The sequence below is a fragment of the Methylobacterium sp. R2-1 genome (assembly GCF_014191355.1).
Taxonomy (GTDB): domain Bacteria; phylum Pseudomonadota; class Alphaproteobacteria; order Rhizobiales; family Beijerinckiaceae; genus Methylobacterium.
Genome location: NZ_JACHWM010000002.1, coordinates 243,238 through 256,153, shown reverse-complemented (window position 1 = coordinate 256,153; position 12,916 = coordinate 243,238). Strand labels below are relative to the sequence as shown.

Below are 12,916 nucleotides of genomic sequence, written 5' to 3'. Positions count from 1 at the left end.
CGACGGCTTGCAGGCTTCGTGAACGGCACGAAGTCGCAGAGTTGTCCCTCAGGTTGGATGCCGCCTGCCCACGGAGGATCGCAGCACGGCAGCCCGACCCGGAAAGCCGAGGCCGGCTGCGACGAGATCAGACGTGGATTGCCCGCTTGTCGACGGCGAGCGCGGCTTCCTTGACGGCTTCCGTCAGCGTTGGGTGGGCGTGGCAGGTGCGGGCGATGTCCTCGGCGGAGGCCGCGAACTCCATCGCCACCGCGACCTCGGCGATGAGGTTGCCGGCATCCGCACCGACGATGTGAACGCCGAGTACGCGATCCGTCTTCTCGTCGGCGAGGATCTTCACGAAGCCGTCGGTGGTGCCGTTGGCCTTGGCGCGGCCGTTGGCCGTGAAGGGGAACTTGCCGGCCTTATAGGTGATCCCGTCCTTCTTCAGCTCCTCCTCGGTCTTGCCGACCGAGGCGACCTCCGGGAAGGTGTAGACGACGTTCGGGATCACACCGTAATTCACGTGGCCGGACTGCCCCGCCAGGATCTCGGCGACCGCGACGCCCTCGTCCTCCGCCTTGTGCGCCAGCATCGGCCCGGCGATCACGTCGCCGATGGCGTAGATGCCGGTGACGTTGGTGGCGTAGTGGTTGTCGGTCTCGATGCGGCCCTTGTTATCGGTGGCGACACCCACCGTCTCCAGTCCGAGCCCCTCGGTGTAGGGCACCCGGCCGATGGCCACGAGCACCACGTCGGCCTCAAGTTTCTCCGACTCGCCGCCCTGCGCCGGCTCGACGGTGACGGTCGCGCCGCCCTTCTTGTTGACCTCGACGCCGGTCACCTTGGTCGAGAGCTTGAAGACCATGCCCTGCTTGGCCAGAATCCGCTGGAACTGCTTGCCGACCTCGCCGTCCATGCCCGGCAGCACGCGGTCGAGATACTCGATCACCGTCACCTCGGCGCCGAGGCGACGCCAGACCGAGCCGAGTTCGAGCCCGATCACGCCCGCTCCGATCACGACGAGCCGCTTCGGCACCTCGGCGAGTTCGAGCGCACCCGTGGAGGAGACCACCGTCTTCTCGTCGATCTCGACACCGGGCAGCCGCGCCACGTCGGAGCCGGTGGCGATGACGATGTTCTTCGTCTCCAGCAGCTGGTTGCCGCCGTCGTCCGAGATCACCTCGACCCGGCCGGCGCCCGCGATGCGCCCGCGGCCGTGATAGGTCTCGACCTTGTTCTTCTTGAGCAGGAACTCGACGCCCTTGGTGTTGCCGTCGACGCCGCTCTGCTTGAACGCCTGCATTTTTTTGAGATCAAGCTTCGGCGTGCCCACGTCGATGCCCAACTCCGGAAAGTGCTTGTTGGCCTCCTCGAACGCCTCGGAGGCGTGCAGCAGTGCCTTGGACGGGATGCAGCCGACGTTGAGGCAGGTGCCGCCGTGGGTCGCCCGCTTCTCGACGACCGCGGTCTTCAGCCCGAGCTGGGCCGCCCGGATGGCGCAGACATAGCCCCCGGGGCCGGTGCCGATGACGACGAGATCGTAGGACATCAAGTCTACCTGACGAGTCGGAGAAGAAGTCGAGCAAGCCCGCGCGCAGAGATGAAAAGCAGGTAAGCCAGCGCGGCTATCGCGGCGAAATCAACAAGCAAGACGACGAACAATACTGCCGTCGGCAGGTCGGTGTCGGCAGCCGTCGCGGGCGAAATCGCCATTGCGATCGCTGCCGACATCGCTGGTTACAGGTCCAGCACGAGACGCGCCGGATCCTCCAGCGCCTCCTTGACGCGCACGAGGAAGGTCACGGCCTCCTTCCCGTCGACGATGCGGTGATCGTAGGAGAGCGCCAGATACATCATCGGCCGCGCCTCGATTTTTCCGCCACGCACGACAGGGCGTTCCTCGATGCGGTGCATCCCCAGAATGCCCGATTGCGGGGCGTTGAGGATCGGTGTCGACATCAGCGAGCCGTAGATGCCGCCATTGGTGATGGTGAAGGTGCCGCCCTGCATCTCCTCGATGGAGAGCTTGCCCTCACGCGCCTTCTTGCCGAAGCCGGCGATCTTCTTCTCGATGCCGGCAATCGACAGGTCGTCGGCGTCGCGCACCACCGGGACGACGAGGCCCTTATCGGTGCCGACCGCGATACCGATGTGATAGTAGTTCTTGTAGACGAGGTCCTGCCCGTCGATCTCGGCATTGACTGCCGGCACGTCCTTGAGCGCGCCGATCACCGCCTTGGTGAAGAAGCCCATGAAGCCGAGCTTCGTACCGTGCTTCTTCTCGAAGATGTCCTTGTACTGGCTCCGCAGGGCCATCACCGCGCCCATGTCCACGTCGTTGAACGTGGTCAGCATCGCCGCCGTGTCCTGGGCGCTCTTGAGGCGCTTGGCGATGGTCTGGCGCAGCTTGGTCATCCGCACGCGCTCCTCGCGCGCGGCGTCGTCCGGCGCGGAGGGCGCGCGCGGGGGGGCTGGAGGCTTGGCATCTTGGACCGAAGACTTCTGGCTGCTCTTGTCGATCGCAGCCAGCATGTCGCCCTTGGTCACGCGACCGTCCTTGCCGCTGCCGTTGAGGCTCGCCGGATCGAGGCCGGATTCGCGGGCGAGCTTGGCCACCGCCGGGCCACTCTCGTCGGCGCCGCGGCCCCCTGCCGGCGGCGCATCGCCGTGGCTTCCGTAAGAGGCGGAGGATTCCTGGGCGGGCGCATCCGCCTTGGCGGGTTTGCCGTCGCCCTTCTCCTCGCGGGACTGCGTCTTGGTCTCGGCCGTCTCGGCGCTCTTCGCGGCAGGCTTGCTCTCCGGCTTGCCCGCGCCCTTTTCGGCACCTTTGCCGCCCTCCAGGATCGAGCCGAGCACCGCACCGGGCTCCACCGTCTCGCCGTCCTTGACCAGGATCTCGCCGAGCTGGCCCGCGGCCGGCGCGTTCACCTCGAGCGTGACCTTGTCGGTCTCGAGCTCCACCAACGGCTCGTCGGCGGTCACCGTGTCCCCGGGCTTCTTGAACCAGCGGCCGATCGTGGCCTCGCTCACGGATTCGCCGAGCGTCGGGACGAGGATGTCGGTTGCCATGGTCTTGTCGCACCCCCGGGCCGGGGGCCTCCTGTTCAGGATTTAAGTGACGGCGCGCCTCGCGGCTGCCGCAGGATCAGGGACGGGACGGGCGCGGCGGTGTAGCTGAAGCCGGCCTCGGCACGGATGACCGGGTCGGCGGCCCCGAGCGAGACGGCGCCCGCCTCGTCGGCAGCCTCGACCAGGGCGAAGCCCCAGGTCTTGGCAGGCGTTTTGGCCGGATCGGCGGCATCGCCGGGTTCGAAGACCGGCCCTACGGCGATCGCCCTTCCGTCCTCCGCCCGCGCCATCCAGTAGGCCGCGTGCTCTTGGAACAGCGCCTTCTCGGCCTCCGTTGCATCGAACGGGAAGGTCGGGCGCGGTGGTTCCAGGCGGAGCAGGAAGTAGGGCATCGGGGCTTCAGTTCGCCAGAGCCTCGTTGAGGAAGGCCTGGAGCTGGGCGAGGTGCTTCGACATCAGGCCGACCGCGGTCGAGGCCGAGGCCGGACGGCCGACATAGCGGGGCCGCTTCGAGGCGGAGCCGGCCTGGCCCAGCACCCAGTCGAGATAGGGCTCGACGAAGGTCCACGACCCCATGTTCTTGGGCTCTTCCTGGCACCACACCACCTCCGCGTTGCGGAAGCGGCTCATCTCGTTGGCCAGCGCCTTGAGCGGGAACGGGTAGAGCTGCTCGACGCGCATCAGGTAGACGTCGTTGACGCCGCGCTTCTCGCGCTCGTCGTAGAGGTCGTAGTAGACCTTGCCGGAGCACAGCACGACGCGACGGATCTTGTCGTCGCGCACGAGCTTGACGCCGCTCTCATCGTGCTCGGCGTCGTCCCACAGGATGCGGTGGAAGGTCGAGCCCTCCGCGATGTCCTCGATCTTCGAGACCGCCCGCTTGTGGCGCAGGAGCGATTTCGGCGTCATCAGGATCAGCGGCTTGCGGAAGTCGCGCTTCAACTGGCGGCGCAGGATGTGGAAGTAGTTCGAGGGCGTCGAGCAGTTGGCGACCTGCATGTTGTCCTCGGCACACATCTGCAGATAGCGCTCCAGACGCGCGGAGGAGTGCTCCGGTCCCTGGCCCTCGTAGCCGTGGGGCAGCAGCATCACGAGGCCGGACATGCGAAGCCACTTGCGCTCGCCCGATGAGATGAACTGGTCGATGACGACCTGCGCGCCGTTGGCGAAGTCGCCGAACTGCGCCTCCCACAGCACGAGGGAGTTGGGTTCGGCGAGCGAGTAGCCGTACTCGAAGCCGAGCACCGCCTCCTCCGAGAGCATCGAGTTGATGACCTCCAGGCTCGCCTGCCCCTCGCGCACGGAGTTGAGCGGCGTGTAGCGCTGCTCGTTCTCCTGATCGATCACCACGGCGTGGCGCTGCGAGAAGGTGCCGCGCTCCACGTCCTGGCCCGAGAGCCGGACCCGATGGCCCTCGATCAGCAGCGAGCCGAAGGCGAGCGCTTCCGCCGTCGCCCAGTCGATGCCGATTCCGGTCTCGACCGCCTTGGCGCGGTTGTCGAAGAAGCGCTGGATCGTGCGGTGCAGGTGGAAGCCCGGCGGCGGCGTGGTGATCCGCGTGGCGAGGTCGCGCAGGGTTTCGACCGGCACGCCGGTGCGGCCGCGGCGGGGGTCGTCCACGTCCTCGCGCACCGCCTTGAAGCCGGACCAGCGCCCATCGAGCCAATCGGCCTTGTTCGGCTTGTAGCCGCCGGCGACGTCGAGCTCGCTCTCCAGAATGGAGCGGAACTCGGCCTTGCGCGCGTCGAGCTGCTCCTGGGTCAGGTCGCCCTGCTCCACGAGCTTCTTGCCGTAGGTCTCCAGCGCGGTCGGATGCTTGCGGATCCGCTGGTACATCTTCGGCTGGGTGAAGGCCGGCTCGTCGCCCTCGTTGTGCCCGAAGCGGCGGTAGCACAGCATGTCGATCACGACCGGCTTGCCGAATTTCTGGCGGTACTCGGTCGCGACCTTGGCCGCGAAGGTCACGGCCTCCGGATCGTCGCCGTTGCAGTGGAAGATCGGAGCCTCCACCATCTTCGCCACGTCGGACGGGTAGGGCGAGGAGCGCGAGAAGCGCGGGTCGGTGGTGAAGCCGATCTGGTTGTTGATGATGAAGTGGATCGAGCCGCCGGTGCGGTGACCCTTGAGCCCCGACAGGCCGAAGCACTCCGCCACCACGCCCTGGCCGGCAAAGGCCGCGTCGCCGTGGATCAGGAGCGGCAGCACCTTGCGGCGCTCGACGTTCGGCTTGGCCTTCTGGTCCTGCTTGGCGCGCACTTTTCCGAGCACCACCGGATCGACGATCTCAAGGTGCGACGGGTTGGCGGTGAGCGAGAGGTGGACGGTGTTGTCATCGAAGGCGCGATCCGAGGAGGCGCCGAGATGGTACTTCACGTCGCCCGAGCCTTCGACCTCGGCGGGTGAGGCCGAGCCGCCCTTGAACTCGTGGAACACCGCCCGGAAGGGCTTGGCCATCACGTTGGTGAGCACGTTCAGCCGGCCGCGATGGGCCATGCCGAGCACGATCTCCTCGACGCCGAGCGCACCACCGCGCTTGATGATCTGCTCCAGCGCCGGGACCATCGACTCGCCGCCATCGAGGCCGAAGCGCTTGGTGCCGGTGTATTTGAGATCGAGGAACTTCTCGAAGCCCTCGGCCTCGATCAGCTTGTTCAGGATCGCTCGACGGCCTTCGGGCGTGAACGAGATCTCCTTGTCCTTGCCCTCGATGCGCTCCTGGATCCACGCCTTCTCCTCGGGATCGGAGATGTGCATGAACTCGACGCCGAGCGTCTGGCAGTAGGTGCGCTCCAGAATCGCGACGATCTCGCGGATCGTCGAGAATTCCATGCCGAGCACGTTGTCGAGGAAGATCTTCCGGTCCCAGTCGCTCTCCTGGAAGCCGTAATGCTGCGGGTGCAACTCCTCGTGGTCGCCGCGCGGGGCGAGCCCGATCGGGTCGAGCTTGGCGTGCAGGTGGCCGCGCATGCGGTAGGCGCGGATCAGCATGATCGCGCGCACGGAATCCTTGGTGGCCTGCTCGACCGAGACGCCGGTGGCGGCGACGATGGCCGCGCCCTTGGCCGAGTCGCCGGGCTTGCCGGGCTGGGCCTTGGCCTGGATCTTCTCGCCGAGCGCCTTTTCCAGCGCGCCCCAGTTGCCATCGAGCGCGGAGACGATCTCGCCGTTGAGTGGAACCGGCCAGTTCGGCTTGGTCCAGGAGGCACCCTCGGCGTTCTTCTTCACCAGGGCGTCGTCCTCGCCCAGATCCTTGAAGAACCGCTGCCACTCGGGATCGACCGAGTTCGGGTCGCGGGCATAGGCCGCCTGCAATTCCTCGATCCAGGCGGCGTTGGCGCCGTAAAGGAAGGAGGTTTGGAGAAGCGCTTCGTTCGCGTCCTGGCGTGCCATCGCTGCCTGTCCTACCGCTCGGGCGGCGCTGTTTTGAGCCTGCCGCCGCGTCGTGTCCGATCCGGTGGCCGAGCCGAGCGGAGTGCTACCGCCCCGCGTCGCGCCTCCGGATCCGGCCGGGGCACGGGCGCGCCCCGACATGTTCTTCCATATGGGTCGCCCGAGCTCGCGTGCGGTGCAACACAGCCGCGCAGGTCTCGGTTACAGACCCCATCAACCCTTCAGCACTTCCACCAGGGTCGAGCCGAGCCGGGCCGGCGACGGCGAGACGCGGATGCCGGCCGCCTCCATCGCCGCGATCTTGTCCTCGGCGCCGCCCTTGCCGCCGGAGATGATGGCGCCGGCATGGCCCATACGGCGGCCGGGAGGGGCGGTACGACCGGCGATGAAGCCGACCATCGGCTTCTTGCGGCCGCGCTTGGCCTCGTCGGCCAGGAACTGCGCTGCCTCTTCCTCGGCCGAGCCGCCGATCTCGCCGATCATCACGATCGACTCGGTCTTGGGATCGGCCAGGAACAGTTCGAGCATGTCGATGAACTCGGTGCCCTTGACCGGATCGCCGCCGATGCCGACGGCGGTCGTCTGCCCGAGCCCGGCATTCGAGGTCTGGAACACGGCCTCGTAGGTCAGGGTCCCCGAGCGCGAGACGATGCCGACCGAGCCCGGCTTGAAGATGTTGGCCGGCATGATGCCGATCTTCGAGGCGCCGGCGGTGACGACGCCGGGGCAGTTCGGCCCGATCAATCGGGATTTCGAGCCTTCGAGTGCGCGCTTCACCCGCACCATGTCGAGCACCGGAATGCCCTCGGTGATGCAGACGATCAGCGGAATTTCCGCCTGGATCGCCTCGCAGATCGCATCCGCGGCGCCGGGTGGCGGCACGTAGACGACGGAAGCATCGGCACCGGTGGCCTCGCGCGCCTCGGCGACGGTGTCGAACACCGGCAGGCCGAGATGGGTCGAGCCGCCCTTACCCGGGCTCGTGCCGCCGACCATCTTGGTGCCGTAGGCGATGGCCTGCTCGGAGTGGAAGGTGCCGTTCTTGCCGGTGAAGCCCTGGCAGATGACCTTGGTGTTCTGGTCGATGAGAATGGACATCTGTCAGCTCAACCCTTCTTCACCGCGGCGACGATCTTCTGCGCGGCGTCGTCGAGATCGTCCGCGGGGATGACGTTGAGGCCGGAGTTCCGGATGATCTCCTTGCCCTCCTCGACGTTGGTGCCTTCCAGGCGCACGACGAGCGGCACTTCGAGGCCGACCGCCTTCACCGCCGCGATCACGCCGCGGGCGATGACGTCGCACTTCATGATCCCGCCGAAGATGTTGACGAGGATGCCCTTCACCTGAGGGTCGGCGGTGATGATCTTGAACGCCGCCGTGACCTTCTCCTCCGAGGCGCCGCCGCCGACATCGAGGAAGTTCGCCGGCTCCTCGCCGTAGAGCTTGATGATGTCGAGCGTCGCCATGGCGAGTCCGGCGCCGTTGACCATGCAGCCGATGGTGCCGTCGAGCGCGATGTAGGCGAGGTCGTACTTCGACGCCTCGATTTCCTTGGCATCTTCCTCGGTCTCATCGCGCAGGGCGACGATGTCCGGGTGCCGGTAAAGGGCGTTCGAGTCGAAGGAGATCTTGGCGTCGAGGCACTTGAGATGACCGTCGCCGGTGAGCACCAGCGGGTTGATCTCCAGCATGCTCATGTCCTTGGCCGTGAAGGCCGCGTAGAGCTTCTCCGTCAGCGCCCCCGCCTCCTTGGCCTGAGGACCGGACAGGCCGAGTGCCTTGGCGACCGCGCGGCCGTGATGGGGCATGATCCCCGTGGCCGGATCGACCGAGAAGGTGACGATTTTTTCCGGGGTGTCGTGGGCGACCTGCTCGATGTCCATGCCGCCTTCCGTCGAGACGACGAAGGCGACGCGGCCGGTCTCGCGATCGACCAGCATCGACAGGTAGAACTCGGCGGCGATCGAGGCGCCTTCCTCGATGTAGAGGCGGTTGACCTGCTTGCCGGCCTCGCCGGTCTGCACCGTCACCAGGGTCTGCCCGAGCATCTCGCCCGCGAACTGCACCACCTCGTCCTTGGACTTGGTGACGCGCACGCCACCCTTGGCGCCCTCGGGCGCGCCCTTGAAGGTGCCCTTGCCGCGTCCGCCGGCATGGATCTGCGACTTCACCACCCAAACCGGGCCGCCGAGCTCGTCGGCTGCCGCGGCCGCCTCCTCGGGCCTGAAGATCGCCACGCCGCGGGAGACCGGCAGGCCGAACTCCTTGAGGACAGCCTTCGCTTGGTATTCGTGAATGTTCATCGAGACCTCGTCGGACGGGCAAGGAAGTGGGCTGAGCGGGCGGCCCGAGCCTCCCGCCGCCGAGCCTGAGGGCGCTTTAAGCGAGCTTTTCGTTGATGCCCTGGCAGGCCGCGATCAAGCCCTTCACGGCGCCGACCGACTTCTCGAACATCGCCTTCTCGGCTTCGTCGAACGTCACTTCGAGGACACGCTCGACGCCGTTCTCGCCGATCACCACCGGCACGCCGACATAGAGGCCGTCGACGCCGTACTCACCCGAGAGGTAGGCCGCGCAGGGCAGCACCCGCTTCTTGTCGCGCAGGTAGCTCTCGGCCATGGCGATGGCGGAGGCCGCAGGCGCATAGAAGGCCGAGCCGGTCTTGAGCAGGTTGACGATCTCGCCGCCGCCCTTGCGGGTGCGCTCGACCATGGCGTCGAGCTTCTCCTGAGTGGTCCAGCCGAGCTTGACCAGATCGGTCAGCGGCACGCCGGCCACCGTCGAGTAGCGGGTCAGCGGCACCATGTCGTCGCCGTGGCCGCCGAGCACGAAGGCGGTCACGTCCTCGACCGACACACCGAACTCCTCGGCCAGGAAGTGGCGGAAGCGGGCGGAGTCGAGCACGCCGGCCATGCCGACGACCTTGTTGGTGGGCAGGCCAGAGAACTTCTGCAGCGCCCATACCATCGCGTCGAGCGGGTTGGTGATGCAGATGACGAAGGCGTCGGGGGCATGCTCCTTGATGCCGGCGCCGACCGCTTCCATCACCTTCAGGTTGATGCCGATCAAATCGTCGCGGCTCATGCCGGGCTTGCGCGGCACGCCCGCCGTCACGATCACCACGTCGGCGCCGGCGATCGCGGAATAGTCGCTGGCGCCCGAATACTTGGCATCGAAGCCCTCGACCGGGGCGGACTCGGCGATGTCGAGCGCCTTGCCCTGCGGCACGCCGTCGACGATGTCGAACAGCACCACGTCACCGAGTTCCTTGAGGCCCGCGAGATGGGCGAGCGTCCCGCCGATCTGCCCGGCTCCGATGAGCGCGATCTTGCTGCGTGCCATGGATGGTCTAGCCTCCGGTCGGAATTCGCGACGGTTCGGAAAAACGTGTCGGCGATGTCGCGGATGGTGCGCTGCAGCCGAACCTTCGCCGATCAATTCTGATGGGGCGGTGTTTGGCGGAAAAGCCACAGGGCTTCAACCCGACGAAGGTCCGGGTGAGCGGGGCCGGATCACAGCCGGAGAACCGCCAAGAGCAACGGGCTATTGGTAAAAACCGATGAATTTCAGAAATTTAGGTTCCTTGGCGGTGGCAAAGGACAGCCGGCAAGGGGTTAGTGACAGGATTCTCGGTCTGTCATTACGTGATAACTCGGTCGCGCCGCGATGCAGCAGCGAGATCATATTCCGTATTCAGAAAGTTCCCGTCCGCAGGGCCCGCTGGATCGACTGGATCACGGCCCCGAGCCGGGCGTCGAGCAGGTCGCGAGGCACGTCCGCGTCGTGCTGGATCGCCACCGGGTGGGTGAAGCGGTAGCTGGCGTCGAAGATGACGGCGATGGCCCGCTCACGGTCGCGGGCGGCGAAGACGCCGGTGCCGATCCCCTCCTCCACCACTCGCTCGACGAGGGCCCGCAGCCTTACGCGGTGGCGGCGGGCGATCGGGCGGGAGGCGACGGTGGCGTCGAGATGCACTGCGAACAGGTTAGGCTCGCGGATCAGCATCTCGCTCTGCGCACTGGCAAGCGCGCTGATGAAGCGCTCGATCTTGTCGTCGGCCGGATCGGGCGCGTCGGCGATGCCGGCGAGTTCCGTCTCAAGGTCGCGCAGCCAGCGCCCGGCGACCGCGTCGAGCAGAGCGTCCTTCGAGGGGAAGTAGCGGTAGACGTTGGCATGGGTCATGCCGGCTTCCGCCGCGACCGCCACCACCGTCACGCGTTTAGGGCCGAGCCGGGTCAGGTGCTCCGTGGCGATGGCCAGCAGCCGCGCATCCGTCGAGACCGGCGTGGGTCTGGCGCGGGCGGCGGGGCCGCTGAGGCGGTGCGGACGAGCGGGGCCGGCACGCGGATCGGAGATTGGATCGCTCGCCTCCCTCTCGCTGTCGGTCAGGGTGACGGGAAGGGAAACTGATCCGTACGGCAACATGACTTTCCTGGCACAGAGACAACAAGCGTGGGGGCACTCGACTGGGCAAGCCTAGTCGAGAGCGGTGCCGTCCCACGCGCTCGCGTACGAGCCTCCCCGTCCACGCGGCACTTTGCAACCCCTCCCGGTTCCGGTTTTTGTGAGGATCCCGTTTGGAATGCACGCAGGGCGCGATCAGGGGGCTTCCGGCCGGGCGTGGACGGCGATACCCGGCGCTTCGCCGCATCCGCAAAACCGTCTATGACCGCCCGATGACCGTCCCCCTGCCGCCGGCGCCGCCGCCCGGCGAACCGATCGAAGCACGCCTGCGCCGCGGCCTTGGAGCCCGGTCGATCGTGCTCGTCGGTCTGATGGGGGCGGGCAAGAGCACCGTCGGCCGCCGTCTCGCAGGCCGCCTCGGCCTGATGTTCAAGGATGCCGACCATGAGATCGAGGCGGCGGCCAAGCTCACCATTGCCGACATCTTCACGATCTACGGCGAGGCAAGCTTCCGCGAGGGCGAGGAGCGCGTGATCGCGCGTCTGCTGCGCGAGGGGCCGATGGTGCTGGCGACCGGCGGCGGCGCCTTCATGCGCGAGGCGACGCGGGCGCGGATCGCCGAGGGCGGCATCTCGGTCTGGCTCAAGGCCGATCTCGATGTGCTGATGCGCCGCGTGCGCAAGCGCAACACCCGCCCCCTCCTCCAGACCGAGGATCCGGAGGCGACCATGCGCGCGCTGATGGAGGTACGCCATCCGGTCTATGCCCAGGCCGATGTCACGGTGCTGTCCCGCGAAGTGTCTCACGACCGCGTGGTGGAGGATGTGATGGAAGCTCTCGACATCCACATCAACCCGTCCAGCGTGGTTCAAACACAACATTTGACATTTTCTATGAAGCAACAACCCATGCGCGTGAACGTTCCTCTCTCGGGTGGGCGCGAATACGACATCCGGATCGGCCGGGGCCTCATCGATGCGGCGGGTGCGGAGGCGCGCGATCTCGGCGCTAAGGCCGCCGGCATCGTCACCGATGAGAGGGTCGCCGGCCTCTACGGCGAGCGCGTGCGGGCGAGCCTGGAGGCCGCCGGTCTGCGCTGCGGGATCATCGCGGTGCCTCCGGGCGAAGCCTCGAAGAGCTACGCGGAGTTCGCCCGGGTCTGCGACGGGCTCCTGACCCAGAAGATCGAGCGCGGCGATCTCGTGGTGGCGCTTGGCGGCGGCGTGGTCGGCGACCTCGCAGGCTTCGCCGCGGCCTCCCTGCGCCGCGGCGTCCGCTTCGTCCAAGTGCCCACGACCCTGCTCGCGCAGGTTGATTCGTCGGTCGGCGGCAAGACGGGCATCAACTCGCCACTCGGAAAAAACCTGATCGGCGCCTTCCACCAGCCACGCCTCGTTCTGGCCGATACCGCGACCCTCGACACACTCTCGGAGCGCGAGATGCGGGCGGGCTACGCCGAGGTCGCCAAGTACGGCTTGATCGGCGACGCCGACTTCTTCGAATGGTGCGAGGCGAACTGGGCCGGCATCTTCTCCGGCGGGCCGGAGCGCGACGAGGCGGTGGCGGCCTGCTGCCGCGCCAAGGCCGGTGTCGTGACCCGCGACGAGCGGGAGGACGGCGAGCGGGCGCTGCTCAATCTCGGCCACACCTTCGGCCATGCCCTCGAGCGACTGACCGGCTACGACGCCGCCCGCCTCGTCCACGGCGAGGGCGTCGCGATCGGACTGGCTCTGGCCTTCCGCTTCTCGGCCCGGCTCGGCCTCTGCCCCGGCCAGGATGCGGGCCGTGTCGCCAACCACCTCGCGCTCGCCGGCCTGCCGACCCGCCTGCAACAGGTGCCGGGCGGGGCCGGCGACCCGGACGCGCTCCTCGACGCCATGGCCCAGGACAAGAAGGTCCGCGACGGCCAGCTCACCTTCATCCTCGCCCATGGCATCGGCCAGAGCTTCATCGCGCCGGGCATCGACGCGGCGGAGGTGCGGGCGTTCCTGCAGGAGGAGTTGCGGGGCTGAACGGCCCAGTGCGGTGCAAGGGAGGGCTGGAGCGGGTGCAGTCGCGTTCCCGCCCGAAT

General features: G+C 67.5%; 10 protein-coding genes. 1 reads left to right on the top strand and 9 read right to left on the bottom strand.

What is annotated here, in order from left to right:
• Nucleotides 1–127: 127 nt before the first annotated feature.
• The 9 genes from lpdA to FHU13_RS03790 form a co-directional block, all read right to left on the bottom strand.
• Nucleotides 128–1,531, bottom strand: a complete 1,404-nt coding sequence (gene lpdA / locus FHU13_RS03830) for a dihydrolipoyl dehydrogenase (RefSeq protein WP_183434523.1) — start codon at nt 1,529–1,531, stop codon at nt 128–130.
• A 5-nt stretch (nt 1,532–1,536) separates the two neighbouring features.
• Nucleotides 1,537–1,713, bottom strand: coding sequence for a hypothetical protein (locus FHU13_RS03825; protein ID WP_183434522.1), 177 nt, complete (start codon nt 1,711–1,713; stop codon nt 1,537–1,539).
• Nucleotides 1,714–1,719: 6 nt separating this feature from the next.
• Nucleotides 1,720–3,051 (bottom strand): 2-oxoglutarate dehydrogenase complex dihydrolipoyllysine-residue succinyltransferase, encoded by a 1,332-nt coding sequence (gene odhB, locus FHU13_RS03820; protein ID WP_183434521.1) that lies wholly within the window; start codon nt 3,049–3,051, stop codon nt 1,720–1,722.
• A gap of 35 nt (nt 3,052–3,086) precedes the next feature.
• Nucleotides 3,087–3,443, bottom strand: a complete 357-nt coding sequence (locus tag FHU13_RS03815) for a YciI family protein (RefSeq protein WP_183434520.1) — start codon at nt 3,441–3,443, stop codon at nt 3,087–3,089.
• A gap of 7 nt (nt 3,444–3,450) precedes the next feature.
• Nucleotides 3,451–6,441 (bottom strand): 2-oxoglutarate dehydrogenase E1 component, encoded by a 2,991-nt coding sequence (locus FHU13_RS03810; protein ID WP_183434519.1) that lies wholly within the window; start codon nt 6,439–6,441, stop codon nt 3,451–3,453.
• A 213-nt stretch (nt 6,442–6,654) separates the two neighbouring features.
• The gene (gene sucD, locus FHU13_RS03805; protein WP_096484663.1) at nt 6,655–7,539 is read right to left on the bottom strand and encodes a succinate--CoA ligase subunit alpha; all 885 of its coding nucleotides are present in this window, start codon (nt 7,537–7,539) and stop codon (nt 6,655–6,657) included.
• A gap of 8 nt (nt 7,540–7,547) precedes the next feature.
• Nucleotides 7,548–8,744, bottom strand: coding sequence for an ADP-forming succinate--CoA ligase subunit beta (gene sucC, locus FHU13_RS03800; RefSeq protein ID WP_183434518.1), 1,197 nt, complete (start codon nt 8,742–8,744; stop codon nt 7,548–7,550).
• A gap of 76 nt (nt 8,745–8,820) precedes the next feature.
• Nucleotides 8,821–9,783: a malate dehydrogenase gene (gene mdh / locus FHU13_RS03795; RefSeq protein WP_183434517.1), complete on the bottom strand. Its 963-nt coding sequence runs from the start codon at nt 9,781–9,783 to the stop codon at nt 8,821–8,823.
• Nucleotides 9,784–10,134: 351 nt separating this feature from the next.
• Nucleotides 10,135–10,866, bottom strand: coding sequence for a TetR family transcriptional regulator (locus FHU13_RS03790; protein ID WP_183434516.1), 732 nt, complete (start codon nt 10,864–10,866; stop codon nt 10,135–10,137).
• A 251-nt stretch (nt 10,867–11,117) separates the two neighbouring features.
• Between FHU13_RS03790 and aroB the strand changes: the two genes are divergently transcribed.
• Nucleotides 11,118–12,857, top strand: a complete 1,740-nt coding sequence (aroB, locus tag FHU13_RS03785) for a 3-dehydroquinate synthase (protein ID WP_183434515.1) — start codon at nt 11,118–11,120, stop codon at nt 12,855–12,857.
• Nucleotides 12,858–12,916: the final 59 nt, after the last annotated feature.

Excerpts from the sequence above, each read along its gene's own strand:
- odhB (WP_183434521.1), bottom strand. The coding sequence starts at position 3,051 with ATGGCAACCGACATCCTCGTCCCGACGCTCGGCGAATCCGTGAGCGAG.
- sucC (WP_183434518.1), bottom strand. The coding sequence starts at position 8,744 with ATGAACATTCACGAATACCAAGCGAAGGCTGTCCTCAAGGAGTTCGGC.
- lpdA (WP_183434523.1), bottom strand. The coding sequence starts at position 1,531 with ATGTCCTACGATCTCGTCGTCATCGGCACCGGCCCCGGGGGCTATGTC.
- FHU13_RS03825 (WP_183434522.1), bottom strand. The coding sequence starts at position 1,713 with ATGTCGGCAGCGATCGCAATGGCGATTTCGCCCGCGACGGCTGCCGAC.
- mdh (WP_183434517.1), bottom strand. The coding sequence starts at position 9,783 with ATGGCACGCAGCAAGATCGCGCTCATCGGAGCCGGGCAGATCGGCGGG.
- FHU13_RS03790 (WP_183434516.1), bottom strand. The coding sequence starts at position 10,866 with ATGTTGCCGTACGGATCAGTTTCCCTTCCCGTCACCCTGACCGACAGC.
- FHU13_RS03810 (WP_183434519.1), bottom strand. The coding sequence starts at position 6,441 with ATGGCACGCCAGGACGCGAACGAAGCGCTTCTCCAAACCTCCTTCCTT.
- sucD (WP_096484663.1), bottom strand. The coding sequence starts at position 7,539 with ATGTCCATTCTCATCGACCAGAACACCAAGGTCATCTGCCAGGGCTTC.
- FHU13_RS03815 (WP_183434520.1), bottom strand. The coding sequence starts at position 3,443 with ATGCCCTACTTCCTGCTCCGCCTGGAACCACCGCGCCCGACCTTCCCG.
- aroB (WP_183434515.1), top strand. The coding sequence starts at position 11,118 with ATGACCGTCCCCCTGCCGCCGGCGCCGCCGCCCGGCGAACCGATCGAA.